Here is a 20,419-nt window from a genome sequence, read left to right as displayed (position 1 = left end):
GCGTCAGCCGGGGATCGGTGATGTTCCGGACGGCCTTAATTCTTTTTCGTGCGAAGGCGTTTATCCGGGATTGGCCGGGGAGTGCCGCCGCGTTTCCCGGCGGCCCGCCGGGCGCCCCCGGAATCCGATCATGGGGGCCCGGAGCCGTGCAGCCAGAACGCCCCGTATACGGCCGACGCAACCGCAACGGTGGTCAGCACGGGCACCATGCGTACCGTCCGTAGCCGGGCCAGGGCCACCGCGAGCGGCAGCAGCAGCGGGAAGGCGGGCATCATCAGGCGCGGCTTCGAGCCGAAGTACCCCTTGGCCGTCAGCGCCAGCAGCAGCACCGTGCCCGAGAAGGCCAGCAGCGGCAGCGGCTGCCCGCGCCGCGCCCCGGCCGCATACAACCAGATCACCAGCACCACCCCGGCCAGCAGCCCCAGCCCGGCGGGGAACGCCGGGCCCGCCAGCCGCTCCGCGACGAAGGAGCCGAAGGCCAGACCGCCGTCGAAGCCGTTGCCCCAGCCGCCCTGGACGTCCAGATAGCCGGTGACGCTCCCGGTCCGGACGCCCACCCAGGCGAAGTAGCCCAGCCAGCCCAGGGGCGCGAGCGCCGCCCCGAGCAGCGGACGCAGCCGGCCCCCGCCGTCCCCGCCGCGCTCCCGGCCGCGCCACAGCGCCACCGCCGCTCCGAGCCATACCGCCGCCACCACGGCCGCGCCCACCGGCCGGGTCAGCCCCGCCAGCGCGGCCAGCGCGCCCGCCCACACCCAGCGGCCGGACAGCACGCAGTACACGCTCCACGCGGCCAGCGCCGTGAAGAGCGCCTCGGAGTACGCCATCGACTGCACGACCCCGACCGGCAGCGCCGCCCACAGCCCCACCAGCGCCACACCCGCCCGGCGGCCGTGCAGCCGGTCGCCCACGGCGAAGATCCCCCCGGCCGCGCACAGCCCCGCCACGCCCGAGACCACCAGCCCCGCGTCCCCCGCCGAGAGCGGGAAGGCCGCCGACAGCAATCGCTCCAGCCACGGCAGCAGGGGAAAGAACGCCAGGTCGGAGTGGACCTTCCCGCCCCCCAGATGGAGCGTGTAGCCGTAGCCCTGCCCGGCGATGCGGGCGTACCAGATCGAGTCCCACCGCGCCGAGAGCAGCTGGTGCGGACCCTTCCCGTCCGCCTGCGCCCACAGCGCGAGCACCGCGACCCCCAGCGCCCGCACCGCCGCGTACAGCAGCAGGGCGGGCGCGGCCCGGCGCAGCGCGGAGGCGGGCGCGGTGCGGCCGCCGGGCGCCGTGGCCGGGCCGGAGGCTATGCCGGAGGGGGAGGCGAGATCGGTCACCGACCGATTGTCCCAGCCCCCGCGACGTGGGACGCCGTGACCGCTGCCACGTGTATCCGGCCGGGACTCGCGTACTCTGTCGACTCACTCGCCCCCTCGACTCCGCCGGGGCCGCAGTTTCCCCCGGCCGGTGGACGGCCGCGAGCGCACGACACGGAGGTATACGGATGTCCGGGACGACCACGGCAGGCCCCAGAAGGCCGGCCGGTGTTCCCCGGCAGCGGCCCCGGCCACGCCGCCCGGAGGGGCGCGCCGCCACCGGGACCAGCCGGTGGACCGTGCTCGTCGTCCTGTGCGTCAGCCTCCTCCTCGTCGCCGTCGACGCGACCGTGCTGCACGTCGCCGTGCCCGCCGTCAGCGAGGACCTGCGGCCCGGCGCCATGCAGCTGCTGTGGATCGTCGACGTCTACCCGCTCGTCTGCGCCTCGCTGCTCATCCTCTTCGGCACCCTCGGCGACCGGGTCGGCCGCCGCCGGGTGTTGCTCCTGGGCTACGGCCTCTTCGGCGTGGCCTCGGCGCTCGCCGCCCTCGCCACCGCGCCGGAGGTCCTCATCGCCGCCCGGGCGCTGCTCGGCGCCGGCGGCGCGATGATCATGCCCGCCACGCTGTCCATACTCCGGCAGGTCTTCCCCGACCGGCGGGAACGGGCGCTGGCCATCGGCGTCTGGAGCGCGGTGGCCGCCGTGGGCGCGGCGCTCGGCCCGCTGCTGGGCGGCCTGCTCCTGGAGCACTTCTGGTGGGGCTCGGTCTTCCTCATCAACATCCCGCTGATGGCGGTCAGCCTCCCCGTCGGGCGCTGGCTGCTGCCCGAGTCGACCGGCGACCGCAACGGCCCCTGGGACGTGCTGGGCGCGCTGATGGCCGCGTTCGGGCTGTTCGGCGTCGTCTACGGGGTGAAGAGTGTGGGCAGTGCCGAGCCGCTGTCGCTCTCCACGGTCGTCCCAGCGGCCGTCGGCGCCGCCCTCCTCGTCCTCTTCGTCCGCCGCCAGCGGCGCCGCCGCCACCCGCTCGTCGACCTGGCGCTGTTCGCGCGCCCTGCCTTCGGCGCCTCCGTGGGCTGCATCGTGCTGGCCCTGCTGGCCCTCGTCGGGCTCCAGCTCGCGGCCGCGCAGTACCTCCAGCTCGTCCTCGGCCTCACCCCGCTGGAGACGGGGCTGCGCCTGCTGCCGCTCACGCTCGCCGCGATGGCGGCCGGCCTCGCGGGGTCGAAGGTCCTGCACCGCTTCGGGCCGCGCGCGATGGTCTCCGCGGGCTTCGTGCTGACGGCCATGGCCGTCCTCTCCCTGACCGTGATGGGCCGTGACGACCGCCCCTATGCGCTCACCGTGGGCTTCGTCCTGCTCGGCTTCGGCCTGGAGACCACGCTGTTCGGGGCGTACGAGTCCATGCTGAGCGAGGCCCCCGCGGAGTCGGCCGGCGGCGCCGCCGCGATCGGCGAGACCTCCTACCAGCTGGGCGCGGGCATCGGCATCGCGCTGCTGGGCAGCGTGCTGAACGCCGCGTACGCGCCCGGGGTGGACGCGGTCCCGGGCGTGCCCAGCGAGGCGGGTCGCGCCGCGAGTCACTCGCTGGGCGAGGCGTACGAGGTCGCCGACCGGCTCGGCGGGTCCGCGGGGGCGGCGCTGCGCCGCGCTGCGCGGGACTCCTTCGTCCACGGACTGCACGTCACCCTGGCGGTGAGCGCCGGGTTGCTGTTGCTGGGCGCACTGGCGGCGCTGCGGCTGCCGCGGACGACGGAGTGCGGCGCGCAGGCCGCCCCCGCGGTCGCGGACGCCTCCTGAGAGCGGACGCCTCCTGAGCGAGGTCCGGCTCCGCCGGGGCTGGACGCCGGGGGTTACCCGGCCGTAGCGTCGAGGGCGACCGACGATCACCCCGCGCCCGCGCCGGAGGCCACCGTGTTCGACCCGCATGACCTGCTCGGCATCGACGACCTCCTCACCGACGAGGACCGGGCCGTCCGGGACACCGTCCGGCGATGGGCCGCGGACCGCGTGCTGCCGCACATCGCCGAGTGGTACGAGAGCGGCGAACTCCCCGTCATCCGTGAACTCGCCCGCGAGCTGGGCTCCATCGGGGCCCTCGGCATGCAGCTCACCGGCTACGGCTGTGCGGGCGCGAGCGCCGTCCAGTACGGGCTCGCCTGCCTGGAGGTGGAGGCCGCCGACTCCGGCATCCGCTCCCTCGTCTCCGTGCAGGGATCCCTCGCGATGTACGCGATCCACCGCTTCGGCTCCGAGGAGCAGAAACAGCGCTGGCTGCCCGGCATGGCGGCCGGCGAGACCATCGGCTGCTTCGGGCTGACCGAGCCCGACCACGGCTCGGACCCGGGCGGCATGCGCACCTACGCCAAGCGCGACGCGGGCGGCGACTGGGTCCTGACGGGCCGCAAGATGTGGATCACCAACGGCTCGGTGGCGGGGGTCGCCGTCGTCTGGGCGCAGACCGACGAGGGGATCCGCGGGTTCCTCGTCCCGGCGGGCAGCCCCGGCTTCTCCGCGCCGGAGATCAAGCACAAGTGGTCGCTGCGCGCCTCGGTCACCAGCGAGTTGGTCATGGACGAGGTGCGGCTGCCCGCGGACGCCGTCCTGCCGGAGGTCACCGGGCTGCGCGGGCCGCTGAGCTGTCTGAACCACGCCCGCTACGGGATTGTCTGGGGTGCCATGGGCGCCGCGCGCAGCTCCTTCGAGGCGGCCCTCGACTACGCCCGGACCCGCGAGCAGTTCGGCAGGCCGATCGGCGGCTTCCAGCTGACGCAGGCCAAGCTGGCGGACATGGCGGTGGAGCTGCACAAGGGCGTGCTGCTGGCCCACCACCTGGGGCGGCGGATGGACGCGGGGCGGCTGCGGCCGGAGCAGGTGAGCTTCGGGAAGCTGAACAACGTGCGGGAGGCGATCGAGATCTGCCGCACCGCCCGGACGATCCTGGGCGCCAACGGGATCTCGCTCGAGTACCCCGTGATGCGGCATGCGACGAACCTGGAGTCGGTGCTGACCTACGAGGGCACCGTGGAGATGCACCAACTGGTGCTGGGCAAGGCGCTCACCGGTATCGACGCGTTCCGGTGAGCACCCGCAGGACTCCGCGTCAGCTCTGGTTGCTGTGCTGTCCCGGGGGCGCTGCGGCCGATCGTGGCTGCGCCACGGGCCGGCCCCCCGGCCGACCCCCGTGCATCAGCTCTGGTTGAAGAAGCCGCCGTGCGCGCGGCCGCCCTCGCCGTTGACGACCTTGTAGTCGGCCGGTGTGAGCAGGAACACACGGTTGGCCACGCGCTCGATCGAGCCGCGCAGCCCGAAGGTCAACCCGGCGGCGAAGTCCACCACCCGCTTGGCGTCGCTGGGCTCCATGCCCGTGAGGTTGACGATGACCGGCACGCCCTCCCGGAACAGCTCGCCGATGCCACGGGCGTCCCGGAAGCCGTCCGGGGTGACCGTGGCGATGCGGGTGCCTTGTTCCTGCGCGACCTCGTCGGCCACGCGCACCTTGGGGTTGGTCACCCAGGAGTCACCGGGCTCGGGCCCCTCGGCGTACTCGTCGTCGTAGTAGCGCTCGTCATCGCTGTCGTCGACGAGGCCGAGCCAGGCACTCGCCTTGCGCACCGATCCCATGGACGCCTCCTCTCACACGCGGTGTGTTCCGCCCGCTCCCCTATGGTCGTCCATGATGCGGATGATGTGCCAAGTGGATGGCGGCCATGCGGGGATTTCGTGACGTATCTGGTGCAAAAGTGGTGGCGATGCGTCAGAAACCCCTGTTTGCTGGCCGCAGGCTCTGGACCTGGGCATATGCGGCATGGTTCGAAGAGAGCGGACTCCGGCCCAGCTCGATTGTCCCCGGTGATTAGGATGCCCGGGCACATCGACACCACACACGGGGGCACGTTTTGTTCGGGATCATCAGGCCATGCCGTCATCGGCTGTCCGAAGGCATGCAAACCGAGTGGATGGCCCACTTGTGCGGCCTCTGTCTCGCTCTGAGGGGCGATCACGGACAGTTCGCTCGAATAGCGACCAACTATGACGGGCTTGTCATATCCGTACTCGTGGAAGCACAGTCGGCGAGCACGGAGGACGCCGGCGCCTGGCGGCGTACGGCCGGTCCCTGCCCGCTGCGCGGGATGCGCAGCGCTCCCGTGGCGAAGGGCGAGGGGGCGCGGCTGGCCGCCTCGGTCTCGCTCGTGCTGGCGTCCGCGAAGATGCGCGACCATGTCGCCGACGGCGACGGGATGTTGGCGCGGCGTCCGGTCGCGGCGGCCGCCCGCCGGGTCGCCGCCAAGTGGGACCGGGCGGGCGCCCGTACCGGCGCGGAACTGGGTTTCGACACGGCGGTGCTGATCGAGGCCGTCGAACGGCAGACCGCGATCGAGGCGCTGGCCGGGGTCGGCACCCCGCTGCTGGAACTCACCGAGCCCACGGAGACGGCGACCGCGGCGGCCTTCGGCTACACGGCCGTGCTCGCCGGACGGCCGGGCAACCGGGCGCCGTTGGAGGAGGCGGGACGGCTCTTCGGGCGGCTCGCCCACCTGCTGGACGCGGTCGAGGACCTGACCGAGGACGCCCGGACCGGAGCGTGGAACCCCATCGCCGCCACCGGCACCGACCTCGCCGAGGTGCGGCGCCTGTGCGACGACGCGGTGCACGGGGTGCGGCTGGCGCTGCGGGAGGTCGAGTTCGGAAGCAAGGCGCAGGGCAGGCTGGCGCACCTGCTGCTGGCGCACGAGCTGGAGCGCTCGGTGGACCGGGCGTTCGTGACGGGCGGTTGCTCCACGCACGGGCACTCGGGGCACGGGCACTCGGGGCACGGGCAGGCCGGGCACCAGCAGTCCGGGCGTGAGCAGTCCTGGCACCAGCAGCCCGGCCCCAACGGTCCGTACGGCAATGGACCGTACGGTCAGCCCTCGGGTCCGTACGGTCAGCCTTCCGGCCCGTACGGGCCGCCTTCGGGTCCGTACGGTCCGCCCCCCGGTTACGGGGCGCCCGGGCCCTACGGGCCGCCGGGCATGACGCCGCCCGGGCCGCCGGAGCCGCCGAGGATCGGGCCGCCGCGCGGGCCGATCCTCGGCTGCGCGATGGCGGCCCTGATGTGCTGCACGTGCCAGGTCTGCTGCAAGGACCCCTATCCGGGCCCGTGGAGCGGGAAGCCGCGCGAGGGCTGGTGCGCCAAGTGCTGCGACTGCTGCGACTGTGAGTGCTGCGGCTGCTGCGATTGCTGTGGTGAGGGCGGGAGTTGCTGTGACGGCTGCGACGGCTGCAGTGGGTGTGACTGCGACTGCGGCTGCTGAGCGCGGCGCATTCCGTACGGAGTAGTCCGGCCCGACGCCGCGCCGGCATCCCGGACTGCCGCGTCCGGTGTGGCAGGGTGGGCCGGCATGAGCACCAATGATGTGCGGCAGCAGTGGAAGGTGTGGCGCGAGGAGCGTACCGAGGCGGTCTCGGCACCCTACGGTCCCCTCGCGCTCACCGGTACGCACTGGCTCGCCGACGCCCCGGAGGGAAGGATTCCGGCCATCCCGGGGCACTGGTCGGCGGACCCCGAGGGGGTGCTGCTCACCGCCGCGCCGGAGGACGGGCTGACCCTGGACGGCCGTCCGCTGGCGGGCACGGTCCGGCTCGCCCCGGACACCGCACCGGCGGCAGCCCGGGTCGCGCACGGCGAGCGGAAGCTTCCGGTACTGCGCCGCGAGGGGCTCTGGGCCGTCCGCGTCCTCGACCCGGCGTCCGCGCGGCGCCGGGCGTTCGCGGGCATCGACGCCTTCGACTACGACGAACGCTGGGTGCTGCCGGGGGTGTTCCGCCCGTACGAGCGCGAGCGCACGGTCCCGGTGGAGAACGCCGACGGGCGCGAGCGCGGCCTGAGCCTCGCGGGCGAACTGGCCTTCGGCATCGCCGGGGACGAGTGCGCGCTCCAGGTCTCCGCGGAGGCCGACGGCTCGCTGTGGGCGGTCTTCGCCGATGCCGGAAGCGGCACCTCCAGCTACCGCTTCCGCTTCCTCAAGCCTCCCGCACCCGCGGCCGACGGCACGGTGACCGTCGACTTCAACCGCGCCGTGCTGCCGCCTTGCGCCTTCTCCGACCACTTCATCTGTCCCTTCCCGCCGCCCGGGAACCGGCTGCCGCGGGACGTCACCGCCGGGGAGCGGAACCCGCTGACGCGCTGAGGCGTCGAAGCGGCGGCACGGATGTCGACGAGGACATGCCAGGTGTGTCGATCGGCCGCGGCGGCCCGGGGGCGGGGCGTCGGGGCTCATCGGTGTGCGCCGGGGGCGCGTCCGAAAGGCGCCCTTGCGCCGTCCGGTCCGCGGCCCGAATACTCCCCAGCAGCGCTTGTCAGGGGCACGGCGAAAGTGGAATCCTGCGTGCCCTTTTGGCTGCGCCTCACGGGCCCGTGCCCACCGCCGGGTCCCCGACCCCACTCGGGAGGAACAACGTGAGGATCAAGCGCACCACCCCCCATGGCGGCGGCGCCAGGCGAGTCGGCGTCCTCGCCGCGGCCGCCGGGCTCGTGGCCGCATCCGCCCTCACCGCAGGCAGCGCCCATGCCCAGCCCGCCGTGCACTCCGCCGCCCAGGCCGTCGCCGCGGGCGCGGCCGTCGAGTCGGCGGACGTTCCGGGCACGGCCTGGGTCGTCGACAAGAGCACCAACACCCTTGTGGTGACCGCCGACTCCACCGTTCCGGAGTCCGCCATCGCGAAGATCAGACAGCAGGCCGGGTCCAGCGCCGGTGCCCTGCGCATCGAGCGCACGCCCGGCGCCTTCAGAAAGCTCCTCGCCGGCGGCGACGCGATCTACGCGCCCAGCTGGCGCTGCTCGGTCGGCTTCAACGTCCGCAAGGGCAACACCTATTACTTCCTGACCGCAGGCCACTGCACTCAGGGCAAGCCGCCCTACTACACCAACTCCAGCCACACCACCAGCATCGGCCCCACCACCGGCACCAGCTTCCCGGGCAACGACTACGGGATCGTGCAGTACACCAACGGCTCGATCGCCCACCCCAGCGCCGTCGACCTCTACAACGGCAGCTCCCAGCGCATCACCGCGGCCGGCAGCGCGCGCGTCGGCCAGAGCGTCCAGCGCAGCGGCTCCACGACCGGGGTGCACGGCGGCAAGGTCACCGGCCTCAACGCCACCGTCAACTACGGCAACGGGCAGATCGTGCGCGGCCTCATCCAGACCAATGTCTGCGCCGAGCCCGGCGACAGCGGCGGGGCGCTCTTCTCCGGCTCCACTGCCCTCGGTCTCACCTCCGGCGGCAGCGGCGACTGCCGCTCCGGCGGCACGACCTTCTTCCAGCCGGTCACCGCGGCGCTCAGCGCCTACGGGGTGAGCGTCTTCTAGCCCCTCATACGTCTGACCGCGAGCGCGCTCCGCCCTTCCCCACTGCCTGCGGCCAGCAGCACAGGAGCCCCCGGCCCCCGTGGCCGGGGGCTCGACCACGCCCCGGCACGGGCATACCGTGGACATATCACCTGACGTGTAACGCAGGGGGCCGTAATGGTCGAAGACCTCGTGGTGGCAGCGGTGGCGGCCGGGTCGGCCGGCATCGTCTATGTGATGGCGGCGGCCAAGGTGGTCAAGCAGTACGAGCGCGGCGTGGTGCTGCGGCTGGGGCGGCTGCGGTCCCAGATCCGCTCGCCGGGGTTCACGCTGATCGTTCCGGGCGTCGACCGGCTGCGCAAGGTGAACATGCAGATCGTCACCATGCCCGTGCCCGCCCAGGAGGGCATCACCCGGGACAACGTGACCGTCCGGGTGGACGCGGTCGTCTATTTCAAGGTCGTCAACCCGGCCGAGGCCGTGATCGCGGTCGAGGACTACCGCTTCGCGGTCTCGCAGATGGCCCAGACCTCGCTGCGCTCGATCATCGGCAAGAGCGATCTGGACGACCTGCTCTCCAACCGGGAGAAGCTCAACCAGGGCCTGGAGCTGATGCTCGACAGCCCGGCCATCGGCTGGGGCGTGCAGATCGACCGGGTGGAGATCAAGGACGTCTCGCTGCCGGAGACCATGAAGCGGTCGATGTCGCGGCAGGCGGAGGCGGAGCGGGAGCGCCGGGCGCGGGTGATCAACGCGGATGCGGAGCTGCTGGCCTCGAAGAAGCTCGCCGAGGCGGCGCAGACGATGTCCCAGCAGCCGTCGGCGCTTCAGCTGCGGCTGCTGCAGACGATCGTGGCGGTGGCGGCGGAGAAGAACTCCACGCTGGTGCTGCCGTTCCCGGTGGAGCTGCTGCGGTTCCTGGAGCGGGCGGGGGAGCATGGCGGGGGGCCGCCGTTGGCCGAGGCCGCTGCGGCTACTGAGGCTCCTGCGGAGCCGGTGGCGATTGACGCGGAGGCGTCGGATTCCGGGGAGGGGGAGGCGAGTATCGGACACGCGTAGGTGGGTGCCGGGGTTTTCTCCCCTACCCCGCCCCTTCCCGGCTGTATCGATTTGCGGCTCCGCCGCGTGGCCTCAAACGCCGGACGGGCTGAAAAATTAGCCCGTCCGGCGTTTGAGGCTGCGCTCTATTTGCGGCTCCGCCGCGTGGCGCGCGAAGCGCGGTCCGGGGTCTGGGGCGAAGCCCCAGTTTCGGGAAGGGGCGGGTAGGGGAAAGCGCCGCAGGCCCCCCCGCAACGGCCCCGCAACGGCGTCCCCCACCGCGCCGTGCGCGCGGCAGGGGCGTGCGTATGAACATGCGCGCTGCTGGAATTCGCCCTTGTGCACTCCCTCACCCGATCGGGACACTCGACGGACCAACTTGGCATGGACGCGACCTCCTACCGGGGGTGCGGCTGTGTCGTACGTCCTCCGGGCCGGGCGGACTCCTGCCGGGCCTACCCCCCACTGGAGGTGCCGAGTTGAAGGTCTGTCGGATGCCTGTGCGCGCCGCCCTGGCCGGCGTGGCCGTTGCCGCTCTCACCGCCGTGACGCTCGCCCCGGGGGCGGCCCAGGCGTCGCCCGGCCCGGCGGCGGGGCCGGCCGGAGTGCTGTCCGGGAGTGCGGCCGGGCGGCTCGCCGAGGCGCTGCTCGCCCGGCTCCAGGGCGCGGCGGCGGGTTCGTACTACGACGCCGAGGCCCACCGGCTCGTCGTCAACGTCCTCGACCCCGGCGCCGAAGACCTCGTGCGCGCGGCGGGCGCACAGCCGAAGGCCGCGCGGTTCTCCCAGGTGCAGCTGGACTCGGCCCGGCAGAAGCTGGACGCCGCCGCCCCCGTCCCCGGCACCGCCTGGGTGACGGACCCCAGAGTCAACCGGGTCGTCGTGACCGCCGACCCCACCGTCACGGGCGACAGGCTGACGCGGCTGAACCGGGTCGCCGCCGGGCTCGGCGAGGCCGTCGTGGTGCGCAGAACCTCCACCAGGCTGACCCGGATGATCGCGGGCGGCGATCCCGTCTGGGGCGGGAACGCCCGCTGTTCGCTCGGGGTCAACGTGGTCAAGGACGGCCGGCCGTACTTCCTGACGGCCGGGCACTGCGGCAGCGCCGTGCCGCGCTGGTCCGACACCCGCGGCGGCCGTGAGATCGCGGAGACCGAGGCGTACACCTTCCCCGGCCACGACTACTCCCTCGTCAGGTACACCGCCGGCGACGTCGCCCACCCCGGCGAGATCGACCGCTACGGCCGCAGCCCGCAGCGCGTCGAGAAGGCCGGGGATGCGTACGTCGGCGAGGCCGTCGAGCGCAGCGGCTCCACCTCCGGGGTGCACGGCGGCCGGGTCACCGGGCTGAACGCCACGGTCAACTACCAGGAGGGCCGGGTCACCGGGCTGATCCGGACCGATGTCTGCGCCGAGCCGGGCGACAGCGGCGGCCCCCTCTACGACGGCGGCACCGCGCTGGGACTGACCTCCGGAGGAAGTGGAAACTGCCTTCTGGGTGGGGAGACTTACTACCAGCCGGTGCCGCAGGCGCTGGCGGCCTACGGGGCGCACCTCGACTGACGCCCCCCACGGACCGCGGCCCCCGGACACACCTCCACGGTGTCCGGGGGCCGCTGCAGGCACCGGCTGCGCCGGGCGTGTCGGAGGGGCCGGTCAGAACTCGAAGACCGTGCCCTTGCCCGCCTTCATCTCGCACGGGTTGGCGAATGTGTGCTCGTAGTTGACGTGCTTGCCGTCCCAGACGCCCTCCGCGGTCACGACGAACGGGTTCCACTCCCGGGTGCAGAAGGTGTCGGACTTGATCTTGGTGATCTCGTCGAAGTCGCCCCCGGCGATGCGCAGCTGGGTACAGGCACCCCGCGCGTCCGGGTGAGTACCGGTGGCCTTCGGGGTACAGGTGAGGGTGACGGCACGCTGGACGCCGGCGGTGGCGGCCGAGTCGCCCTGGCCGATGGTCAGGACGAGCGCCGAGGGCGCGTAGAGGCTCTGGGTCTGGCTCTGGGCCGCGGGTGCGGGTGTTGGCGCGGCGCCGGCCGGTGCCCCGGCTGCTACGAGGCCGCCCAGCGCCAGCGCGGCTCCCAGCGCGATCCCCCCAGTGAAGTACCGCATTCCGAACACTCCCTTGCTCGTGGCTGCAGATAACGGACGGCAGTCTGGCCCAACTCGGACCCGAATGCACTCCTGTCGAACACTTTCAGTCGCCGCACGAAAACCCTCGGTAGCGCCCGGAGGGGGGTTCGGAACTGGCCTGAAGTCGTGTGAGGCGGGTCTCTCGGGAGGGTTTCGCGGCGCGGCAGGCTCGCACTCGTGTCCGATTTGAGGGAGAAGGTGGTGAATTATTGTTTCGCCTGTGTTAACCAGCGAGGATCCCTTGTAATCGTCAAGCAGATATCAAAAGAGCCTTCGAAAACATGGTTTGCAGTCCCTGTGGATCATTGGATCTAATGATCCATATGTCGGGAGGGTGTGCTTCCGCGGCGCGGCCGAAAAAGGGCTCGCCTGGTGTTCGTGGGGCGGCCGGAGCGATTCCGGAATGCCGCAGCAATGGCCGAAGAGCACGCAGACCGACCATTCGGTCTGTTGTTGCAGGGCCCCTGAAGGGCTGACCCGAGTGACACCGGAGGCCCGTGTGCCGCCGCCCGTGGAGGGGGCGGGCGGCGGCACACGGGCCTCCGGCGTACCGGTCACCCTTCGGGGGCGGCGGTCCGCCCTCCCCGGAGCCGCGCGCTCACCAATGCGATCACCGTGCCGCCCACCGCCCAGGCGGACAGCACCAGCAGCGGGCCGGTCAGCGCATTGCCGCCGAAGTAGGCGATGGAGCGGGCCGACCAGGTGCCCGCGCCCGGCGGCAGGACCGGGCCGAGGGCACGCCAGAAGGGCGGCAGCAGGGGGTAGGGGTACGCGCCGCCCGCGCCGGGATTGCCCAGCACCACGATCAGCCCGATCGCCAGCCCGATGCCGACGACGCCCGCCAGCTCCTGGAGGGTCAGCGTCAGGGCGCCGACGGCGAAGACCACCAGGGCGCCCAGCCCCCACAGCCCCGGGATGCTGCCGGGCAGCGCACCGAGGAGCGGGCCCGCGATGACGGCTCCGAGCAGGCCCGCGCCGATCGCGTAGAGGGCGATCGCGCCGAGCCGGATGACGGCCCGGTGGAGGTTGGCGGGGCGGGCGCCCGCGCTGACGGCGAGGATCGCGGCACACAGATAGCCGCCCACGCACCAGCCCACGGCCAGGTAGAACGAGGTCAGGCCGCGGGCGTCGCCGACCGCGGCCGGGGCGACGTCGACGACCCGCACCGCGCGCTGCTGGGTCCGTTCGGCACGGACCACGACCGCCTCGGCGGCCTGGGCGAGCGAGGCCCCGGCGCCGCTCGCGGTGAGCAGGGTGTCGGTGGTGGTGCGCGGGTCGACCAGCAGTGCCGCGTCGAGGTCGCGCTCGCGGATCCCCCGGCGGGCCCCGGCCTCGTCGAGGGCCGGGCGCGGGTCCAGGGGGCTGCCGGGCAGCGCGCCGAGCTGCTGCACCAGCCGGTCGCGGAGCTGTCCGGGCGCGACCACGCCGATCGCGATGTCCTTGGGCTTCGGGCTGTGGAACGCGCCGATGTAGGAGGCGATGAAGCCGAGCTGGAGCACCAGCGCGCCGATCACCATCAGTGCTGCCCGGCCCGTCACCGCTTCCCGCACTTCCCGGCGGAAGCGGGCGGTGCCGCTGGAGGTGTGGGCCATCGTCGCTCCTCTGCCCGGGGTCCTGTCCCGAGCCTGCGGGGTGCGGTGGGCGGGCGCAGGCGGTGCGGGCCGTTCGGGCGACGTGGCCGGGTGGGCCCCCAGCCGACGCGGCCGGGTGGCTCCCCGGGGCTGCGTTCGTACGAATGTTCGAGAAGTGGTTTATGGTGGGTGAGGGAAGGGCGAAAAGTTTTGGCCAGGGGGTGTGCGAGCGGCAGGAGGTGTGATGGCGGGCTTCACGCACCTGCACACCGCATCGGGCTCCTCGATGCGGTACGGCGCCGCACACCCCGAACGCCTGGCCGAGCGGGCCGCCGAGCGCGGCATGGACGCCCTCGCCCTCACCGACCGCGACAGCCTCGCCGGGTCGGTCCGGTTCGCCAAGGCCGCCGCCCGGGCCGGGGTCCGGCCGCTGTTCGGCGTGGACCTGGCCGTGCCCGAGCCGTCCCCGCCGCCGGGAGTCCACCGGCGGGCACCCGTGCGGGGCGGGGCGTTCGTCGACGAGAGCGCACCCCGTGCGGTCTTCCTCGCCCGGGACGGCGCGGCCGGCTGGGCCGCGCTGTGCGGGCTGGTCTCCGCCGCCCACGCCGGAGGCACCGGGGCGGGCGGCGGGCGCCCCGGGCTGTCCCGGGCGGACCTGGCCGACGCCGCCGCCGGCCTCGGCAGCGCGCTGACCGCCCCGCTGACCGTCCTGCTCGGACCGGACTCCGAGGTCGGCCGCGCGCTCGCCGCCGGGCGCCCCGACCGCGCCGCACGACTGCTGCGGCCCTGGCGCGAAATGTTCGGTGACGGGCTGCGGCTGGAGGCCGTCTGGCACGGGCGCACCGGCACCGGCCCCGGCTCGCTGCGCCTCGCCGCCCGCACCGTCGGCCTCGCCGCCGAACAGGGCCTGCGGGCCGTGCTGAGCAACGCCGTCCGCTACGCCGACCCCGGGCAGGGGTCCGTTGCCGACGTCCTCGACGCCGCCCGCCGGCTGGTGCCCATCGACCCCCGCCGGCCCGAGGCCCTCGACGGCGGCGAGCGCTGGCTCAAGGACCCGGCCGCCATGGCCGCCGTCGCCGAACGGGTCGCGGAGGCCGCCGGGCTGCGCCGCTCCGCCGCGCACCGGCTGCTGGCCGTGACCGAGGAGACCGCCGCCGAGTGCCTGGTCGACCCCGAGGACCACCTGGGCCTGGGGTCCGTGCACTTCCCCGAGCCGCACCTGGTCGGCGCCGGGCACCGGACCGCCGCCCGGGTGCTGCGCTCCCGCTGCGCCGGGGCCATGGTGCTGCGCGGCTACGACCGCGACCGCCGCTACCGGGACCGGCTGGAGGAGGAGCTGTGCATCATCGAACGGCGCGGCTTCCCCTCGTACTTCCTCACCGTCGCCCGGGTCGTCGACGACGCCCGCGCCCTGGGCATCCGGGTCGCCGCCCGGGGTTCCGGCGCGGGCTCCCTGGTCAACCACCTGCTCGGCATCGCCCACGCCGACCCCGTCGAGCACGGCCTGCTGATGGAGCGCTTCCTGTCGGCGCAGCGGCAGGTGCTGCCCGACATCGACATCGACGTCGAGTCCGCGCGCCGGCTGGAGGTCTACCGCGCCGTCTTCGACCGCTTCGGCGAGGAGCGGGTCGCCACCGTCGCCATGCCCGAGACCTACCGGGTGCGGCACGCGGTGCGGGACGTGGGCGCGGCCCTCGGCATGGACCCGGCGGAGGTGGACCGGCTGGCCAAGGCGTTCCCGCACATCCGGGCCCGCGACGCCCGCGCCGCGCTCGCCGAGCTGCCCGAGCTGCGCGGCGTGGCGGCGGAGGAGCACGGCCGGCTGTGGGAGCTGGTCGAGGCGCTGGACGGGCTGCCGCGCGGGATCGCCATGCACCCGTGCGGGGTGCTGCTGTCCGACGCCTCCCTGCGGGCCCGCACCCCCGTCGTGCCGACCAGCGGCGAGGGCTTCGCCATGTCGCAGTTCGACAAGGACGACGTGGAGGAGCTGGGGCTGCTCAAGCTCGACGTGCTGGGCGTGCGGATGCAGTCCGCCATGGCGCACGCGGTGGGGGAGATCGAACGGGTCACCGGGCGCCGGATCGACCTGGACGACCCCGCGCAGGTGCCGCCGGGCGACCGGCGGACGTACGAGCTGATCCGGTCCACCGAGACGCTCGGCTGCTTCCAGATCGAGTCGCCGGGCCAGCGGGACCTGGTCGGCCGGTTGCAGCCGGACTGCTTCCACGACCTCGTGGTCGACATCTCGCTGTTCCGGCCGGGCCCGGTCGCGGCCGACATGGTCCGGCCCTTCGTCGCGGCCCAGCACGGCCGCGCCCCGGTCCGGTACCCGCACCCCGACTTGGCGGACGTGCTGCGCGAGACCTACGGCGTCGTGGTCTTCCACGAGCAGATCATCGAGATCCTGCGGATCATGACCGGCTGCGACCGGGGCTTCGCCGACGAGACGCGCCGGGCGCTGTCCGATCCGGAGCTGATCGGCCGGGTACGGGCCTGGTTCGCGGAGCGGACGCGGGAGCGCGGCTACCCGGTGGACGTCGTCCGCCGCACCTGGGAGATCGTCGAGGCGTTCGGCAGCTACGGCTTCTGCAAGGCGCACGCCGTGGCCTTCGCCGTGCCGACCTATCAGTCGGCGTGGCTGAAGGCCCATCACCCGGCGGCCTTCTACGCCGGGCTGCTCACCCACGACCCGGGGATGTACCCCAAGCGGCTGCTGCTCGCGGATGCGCGGCGGCGCGGGGTGCCGATCCTGCCGCTGGACGTGAACCGGTCGGGGACCACTTACGGGATCGAACTGGTGTCTGATGGTGGTTTCGGGGGCGAGACGGTCTACGGCATCCGTCTCGCGCTCTCCGAGGTGCAGGGCATCGGGGAGGCCGAGACGCGCCGGATCGTGGCCGGGCGCCCGTACACCTCGCTCCAGGACCTGTGGCGGCGCGGCCGGCCCGCCCGGCCGGTGGCCGAACGGCTGGCGCGGGTCGGGGCGCTGGACGCGTTCGGCGCCAACCGGCGGGACCTGCTGCTGCACATCGCGGAACTGCACGCGCACGGGCGGGGCCCCGTCGGCGCCGAGCAGCCGACCCTGATCGACAGCGCGCGGGCCGAGCCCCTCGGGCTGCCCGACCTCGACGCGGACGAACGGCTCGGCGCGGAGCTGAAGGTGCTCGGCATGGACGCGTCGCGGCACCTCATGTCCGACCACCAGGCCTTCCTGACGGAGCTGGGCGCCATGCCCGCGCGGCGGCTGCGCGACGCGCGGCACGGCGAGACCGTCCTGGTCGCGGGCGCCAAGGCCGCCACCCAGACGCCGCCGGTCCGCTCGGGCCGACGCGTGATCTTCACGACCCTCGACGACGGTACGGGCCTGGTCGACTGCGCCTTCTTCGACGACAGCCACGAGGCGTGTGCGCACACGGTCTTCCACTCCTGGCTGCTGCTGGTCCGCGGCGTGGTCCAGCGGCGGGGCCCGCGCAGCCTGAGCGTGGTGGGGGAGGCGGCGTGGGACCTGGCGCGGCTCGTGGCGCTCCGGGCGGAAGGGGGGCTGGAGGCGGTGGCGGAGGTGCTGGCGGCTGCGCCTGTGTCTGAGCCGGTGTCGGTGCCGGATCGCCGGATCCGGTTGTCCACCGGTTATGCGATGCATCCGTGGGCGGATCTGCAGCCTGCGGGGGAGGGGGCGGCTACGGGGCGGAAGCTGTGGCATGCGAGTCCGGGGAGTGCGGGATGAGTGCGCGCGGTTTTCTTTCCCCAGTCCCGCCCCTTCCCGAAACGGGGGCTCCGCCCCCGGCCCCCCGGGGCAGGGAACGGGGGCTCCGCCCCCTGCCCCCCGGACCCCTCGCGCTGCGCGCGGGGCGGGGGGCGGGGGGTTTGGCCTCCGGGCCTCTTGCGTTGCGTGCTGGGCGGGAGTCGGGAGTTTCGCCCTCCGGGCCCGTTGCGCTGCGTGCGGGGCGGGAACCGAGGGTTTTGGCTTCCGGGCCTCTTGCGTTGCGCGCCGGGCGGGAGCCGAGGGCTTTGGCCTCCGGTCCCCTCGCGCTGCGCGCCGGGCAGGAGTCGGGGGATCTGGCCTCGGGGTCCCCTTGCGCTGGTGCGCGGGAGGCGGGAGTTGGGGCTTCGCCCCGGGTTCCTGGGGTGGTTGCTGTCGGTGGGCCGGTTTGTGCCCACCCTTCCCCATTGCCTGAACGGCCTGCGGAACGCCTGCCCGCAAACCGGCGGCGGGAGCAAATTCAGCCCGTCCGGCGTTTGAGGACACCGCGCGTAGCGCGGTCCGGGGTCTGGGGCGTAGCCCCAGTTGCGGGAAGGGGCGGGACTGAGGAAAAGAACCCCCCGGCAACCACCCTCTACGTGCACTTCCACCCCCGCGACCGCCACCCCCTCGCCGAGGAAACGTACGACGGCCTCCTCGCGCTGCTCGCCGAAGTGACGCCCGTCGTCCAGGCGTTGCCCCCGGACGCCGCGCTCATGGACGTCCGCGGAGCCGTGCGGTACTTCGGGTACGAACCCGCCGAGCTGGCCGCCCTGCTGCGGGTCCGGACGCTCGCCCGGTACGGGGCCGACTGCACCGTCGGGATCGCGGGCAATCCGATGCTCGCGCGGATGGCCGCCCAGGACGGCGCGCCCGGAGCGGTCCGCACGCTCGCCGCCGAGCCGGATGCCGTGGCCGCCTTCCTGGCCCGCAAGCCGGCCGCCGCGCTGTACGGGGTGGGGCCCGCCACCGCCCGTACCCTCTGCTCGTACGGGCTCGACAGCATCGGCCGGATCGCCGCCGCACCGCTCCCCGTGCTGCAGCGCATCCTCGGCGCGGCCGCCGGGCGGCAGGTCCACGAGCGGGCCCGCGGCATCGACCCGACGCCCGTCAGCCCGGACGCGCGGGCCCGCTCGATGGGGGCGGAGCACCGCTTCGGCGGCGACGAGCTGGACGCCGCGCACCGCCGCCGCGCGCTGCTCGCGCTCACCGACGGGCTGGGGGCCAGGATGCGGGAGAGCGGCCAGGTCGCCGGCGGCCTGAAGCTCACCGTCCGTTACGCGGACGGCTCGTCGACCACCCGCACCAGGACCTTCCCCGAGCCGACCGCGCACACTCCCGAACTGACCGCCGCGGCCTATGCGTTGCATGCGGCACTCGGCCTCCAGCGGGCCCGGGTGCGAGCCGTGGCGCTACGGGCGGAGGGGCTCATTCCGGCCGAGCGGGCCGCGCACCAGCTGACGTTCGACCCGGCGGACGAGAAGGCGCGCCGCATCGAGGAGGTCGTCGACCGGGCACGGGCGCGCTTCGGGATGTCGGCGATCGGCCCCGCCTCGACCTTGAACGTGGCCTGAAACGTGGCCTGATCCTGCGCATCGATCTCTGTCGGTTTGCTTGACGAAAGCAAGAACCGTTGCGCACCCTACTCGGAAGTAAGTTAACGCCCCTTTAATGCACCGGTAACACGTTTGCCGGTGCTGTTCGGCGTACCGCCACACCCCCGCCACACCCCACCGCGAGGAGTCCCTGTGAAGCTGCGCCCGAAAACCCGCCGGAGATTCCGGAAATCCGCTGGTTTGCTCCGTTCTCTCCGTTCCCTCCTCCCCGTCCTGGCCCTGACCGCGGCCGCCGTCGCCCTGCCGGAGACCGCCGCCGTCGCCGACGGCCGGACCGCCTCCGTCACCAGTGGCTGGAACGATTTTTCCTGCAAGCCCTCGGCCGCCCACCCCCGCCCCGTCGTCCTCGTCCACGGCACCCTCGAGAACTCCGTCGACAACTGGTGGGCCTTCGCCCCCTACCTGGTGAACCGCGGCTACTGCGTCTTCTCCTTCGACTACGGCAAGCTCCCCGGCGTGCCCGTCTTCTACGGCCTGGGCCCGATCGAGAAGTCGGCCGGGGAACTGGCCGGCGACGTGGACAAGGTGCTGGGCGCCACCGGCGCCGACAAGGTCGACATCGTCGGCCACTCGCAGGGCGGCATGCTGCCCCGCTACTACATGAAGTTCCTCGGCGGCGCCCCCAAGGTGAACGCCCTCGTCGGCATTGCCCCCAACAACCACGGCACGACCTTCTCCGGGCTGGCCAAGCTGCTGGACATCGTCCCCGGAGCCCGCGGCGTGGTCACGGAGAGCGCACCCTCCCTGCCCCAGCAGATCGCCGGCTCGGACTTCATGCGGAAGCTCAACGAGGGCGGCGACACCGTCCCCGGCGTCCGCTACACGGTGATCGCAACCAGGTACGACGAGGTCGTCACGCCCTATCGGAGCCAGTTCCTCTCCGGCCCCGGCGTCCGCAACGTCCTGGTGCAGGACCTCTGCCCGGTCGACATCTCCATGCACCTCACCCTCGGCCAGATCGACCGCATCGCCTTCCACGAGGCCGCCAACGCCCTCGATCCCGCCCACGCCACCCCGGCCGACTGCGGCACGATGGTCCGCGGCTGACCGGCCGGGAAAACCTGTGGCTCCGTACCGCTTCATGGGAGAGGCTGCGGCCGTGATCAACGACGAGGTACGGAGCGAGGTTTCAGCATGAACACGGACATGAACGCGAAGACGGGTGCAGTGCTCGCCGCGGGCGGCGAGGTGACGGTCAGGCTTGTGAAGGCGGGGCGCACCAAGATCGGTTACCCCGCCGCCGTCCTGTACGACGACGGCACCCACGTCGCCGTGCGCGCCGCATGGGCGGGCGCGGAGGCGCGCGACTTCGGGTTCGTGCGCTTCGAGAGCGGTGACGTGTTCACCGAGCACTACTGGCGCGACCGCTGGTACGCGGTGAAGGAGGTGCGGAACGCGGCCGGTGCGCTCAAGGGCTGGTACTGCGACGTCACCCGTCCGGCCCAGGTCGGCAGGGACGCGCTGCTCGTCGAGGACCTCGACCTCGACCTGTGGGTCTCGGCCGACGGCACGGACGTACTCCGCCTGGACGAGGACGAGTTCGCCGCCAGCGGCCTGGACGACCGCGACCCCGCGGCCGCCGGGGCGGCCCGCCGGGCCCTGGACGAGCTGGAGGACCTGGCCCGCGGCGGCGGACTCGGGGACCTGCTCGGCCTGAAGTGACCGGGCCGGGAGCACGGCGCCGTGG

The 20,419-nt window shown here is 73.4% G+C and carries 15 protein-coding genes; 11 read left to right on the top strand and 4 right to left on the bottom strand.

Going from position 1 to position 20,419, the window contains the following annotated elements; all coding sequences use genetic code 11:
* Nucleotides 1-128 precede the first annotated feature (128 nt).
* A complete protein-coding gene (locus AC1Z4A_RS05670) occupies nt 129-1,322 on the bottom strand; it encodes a hypothetical protein (protein WP_483676728.1) in 1,194 nt (397 codons plus the stop codon).
* Nucleotides 1,323-1,489: 167 nt separating this feature from the next.
* On the opposite strand from AC1Z4A_RS05670, the gene AC1Z4A_RS05665 reads away from it, so the two are divergent.
* The gene (locus AC1Z4A_RS05665) at nt 1,490-3,103 is read left to right on the top strand and encodes an MFS transporter (protein WP_483676727.1); all 1,614 of its coding nucleotides are present in this window, start codon (nt 1,490-1,492) and stop codon (nt 3,101-3,103) included.
* 114 nt (nt 3,104-3,217) lie between these two features.
* Nucleotides 3,218-4,387 carry an acyl-CoA dehydrogenase family protein gene (locus AC1Z4A_RS05660; RefSeq protein WP_483676726.1) on the top strand — a complete coding sequence of 390 codons (1,170 nt, stop codon included), beginning with the start codon at nt 3,218-3,220 and terminating at the stop codon, nt 4,385-4,387.
* A gap of 105 nt (nt 4,388-4,492) precedes the next feature.
* Here AC1Z4A_RS05660 and AC1Z4A_RS05655 read toward each other — a convergent pair whose 3' ends face one another.
* Nucleotides 4,493-4,927 (bottom strand): cell division protein SepF, encoded by a 435-nt coding sequence (locus AC1Z4A_RS05655; RefSeq protein ID WP_483676725.1) that lies wholly within the window; start codon nt 4,925-4,927, stop codon nt 4,493-4,495.
* A gap of 275 nt (nt 4,928-5,202) precedes the next feature.
* Between AC1Z4A_RS05655 and AC1Z4A_RS05650 the strand changes: the two genes are divergently transcribed.
* The 5 genes from AC1Z4A_RS05650 to AC1Z4A_RS05630 all read left to right on the top strand — a co-directional run bounded on the left by AC1Z4A_RS05650 (nt 5,203) and on the right by AC1Z4A_RS05630 (nt 11,236).
* The gene (locus AC1Z4A_RS05650; protein ID WP_483676724.1) at nt 5,203-6,600 is read left to right on the top strand and encodes a DUF5685 family protein; all 1,398 of its coding nucleotides are present in this window, start codon (nt 5,203-5,205) and stop codon (nt 6,598-6,600) included.
* An 87-nt stretch (nt 6,601-6,687) separates the two neighbouring features.
* Nucleotides 6,688-7,476 carry a DUF1684 domain-containing protein gene (locus AC1Z4A_RS05645; protein ID WP_483676723.1) on the top strand — a complete coding sequence of 263 codons (789 nt, stop codon included), beginning with the start codon at nt 6,688-6,690 and terminating at the stop codon, nt 7,474-7,476.
* Nucleotides 7,477-7,745: 269 nt separating this feature from the next.
* Nucleotides 7,746-8,657 carry a S1 family peptidase gene (locus AC1Z4A_RS05640; protein ID WP_483676722.1) on the top strand — a complete coding sequence of 304 codons (912 nt, stop codon included), beginning with the start codon at nt 7,746-7,748 and terminating at the stop codon, nt 8,655-8,657.
* Between the two features lie 156 nt (nt 8,658-8,813).
* On the top strand, nt 8,814-9,695 hold the full coding sequence (locus tag AC1Z4A_RS05635; protein WP_483676721.1) for a slipin family protein: 882 nt from the start codon (nt 8,814-8,816) through the stop codon (nt 9,693-9,695).
* Between the two features lie 473 nt (nt 9,696-10,168).
* Entirely contained in the window at nt 10,169-11,236 is a 1,068-nt protein-coding gene (locus AC1Z4A_RS05630; protein ID WP_483676720.1) for a S1 family peptidase, read from the top strand.
* 93 nt (nt 11,237-11,329) lie between these two features.
* Here the strand turns inward: AC1Z4A_RS05630 and AC1Z4A_RS05625 are convergent, their stop codons facing one another.
* Both AC1Z4A_RS05625 and AC1Z4A_RS05620 read right to left on the bottom strand, forming a co-directional pair.
* Entirely contained in the window at nt 11,330-11,785 is a 456-nt protein-coding gene (locus AC1Z4A_RS05625) for a subtilase-type protease inhibitor (RefSeq protein WP_483676719.1), read from the bottom strand.
* A 575-nt stretch (nt 11,786-12,360) separates the two neighbouring features.
* Nucleotides 12,361-13,398: a YhgE/Pip domain-containing protein gene (locus AC1Z4A_RS05620; RefSeq protein WP_483676718.1), complete on the bottom strand. Its 1,038-nt coding sequence runs from the start codon at nt 13,396-13,398 to the stop codon at nt 12,361-12,363.
* 223 nt (nt 13,399-13,621) lie between these two features.
* On the opposite strand from AC1Z4A_RS05620, the gene AC1Z4A_RS05615 reads away from it, so the two are divergent.
* From AC1Z4A_RS05615 to AC1Z4A_RS05600, 4 genes are all read left to right on the top strand, one after another.
* Nucleotides 13,622-17,101: a DNA polymerase III subunit alpha gene (locus tag AC1Z4A_RS05615; RefSeq protein WP_483676717.1), complete on the top strand. Its 3,480-nt coding sequence runs from the start codon at nt 13,622-13,624 to the stop codon at nt 17,099-17,101.
* Between the two features lie 614 nt (nt 17,102-17,715).
* Nucleotides 17,716-18,690: a DNA polymerase Y family protein gene (locus tag AC1Z4A_RS05610; protein ID WP_483676716.1), complete on the top strand. Its 975-nt coding sequence runs from the start codon at nt 17,716-17,718 to the stop codon at nt 18,688-18,690.
* Between the two features lie 222 nt (nt 18,691-18,912).
* The gene (locus tag AC1Z4A_RS05605) at nt 18,913-19,779 is read left to right on the top strand and encodes an esterase/lipase family protein (protein WP_483676715.1); all 867 of its coding nucleotides are present in this window, start codon (nt 18,913-18,915) and stop codon (nt 19,777-19,779) included.
* A gap of 87 nt (nt 19,780-19,866) precedes the next feature.
* The gene (locus AC1Z4A_RS05600; protein WP_483676714.1) at nt 19,867-20,394 is read left to right on the top strand and encodes a ribonuclease FAU-1 family protein; all 528 of its coding nucleotides are present in this window, start codon (nt 19,867-19,869) and stop codon (nt 20,392-20,394) included.
* Nucleotides 20,395-20,419 lie beyond the last annotated feature (25 nt).

The sequence above is a fragment of the Streptomyces sp. 17_S59 genome, assembly GCF_056930295.1.
The sequence above is the reverse complement of the archived record's forward strand: the minus strand, read 5'-3'. Positions and strand labels throughout refer to the sequence as shown.

Coding starts and splice junctions, on each gene's coding strand:
- AC1Z4A_RS05665 (WP_483676727.1), top strand. CDS start 1,490: ATGTCCGGGACGACCACGGCAGGCCCCAGAAGGCCGGCCGGTGTTCCC.
- AC1Z4A_RS05655 (WP_483676725.1), bottom strand. CDS start 4,927: ATGGGATCGGTGCGCAAGGCGAGTGCCTGGCTCGGCCTCGTCGACGAC.
- AC1Z4A_RS05645 (WP_483676723.1), top strand. CDS start 6,688: ATGAGCACCAATGATGTGCGGCAGCAGTGGAAGGTGTGGCGCGAGGAG.
- AC1Z4A_RS05635 (WP_483676721.1), top strand. CDS start 8,814: ATGGTCGAAGACCTCGTGGTGGCAGCGGTGGCGGCCGGGTCGGCCGGC.
- AC1Z4A_RS05630 (WP_483676720.1), top strand. CDS start 10,169: ATGCCTGTGCGCGCCGCCCTGGCCGGCGTGGCCGTTGCCGCTCTCACC.
- AC1Z4A_RS05625 (WP_483676719.1), bottom strand. CDS start 11,785: ATGCGGTACTTCACTGGGGGGATCGCGCTGGGAGCCGCGCTGGCGCTG.
- AC1Z4A_RS05620 (WP_483676718.1), bottom strand. CDS start 13,398: ATGGCCCACACCTCCAGCGGCACCGCCCGCTTCCGCCGGGAAGTGCGG.
- AC1Z4A_RS05615 (WP_483676717.1), top strand. CDS start 13,622: ATGGCGGGCTTCACGCACCTGCACACCGCATCGGGCTCCTCGATGCGG.
- AC1Z4A_RS05600 (WP_483676714.1), top strand. CDS start 19,867: ATGAACACGGACATGAACGCGAAGACGGGTGCAGTGCTCGCCGCGGGC.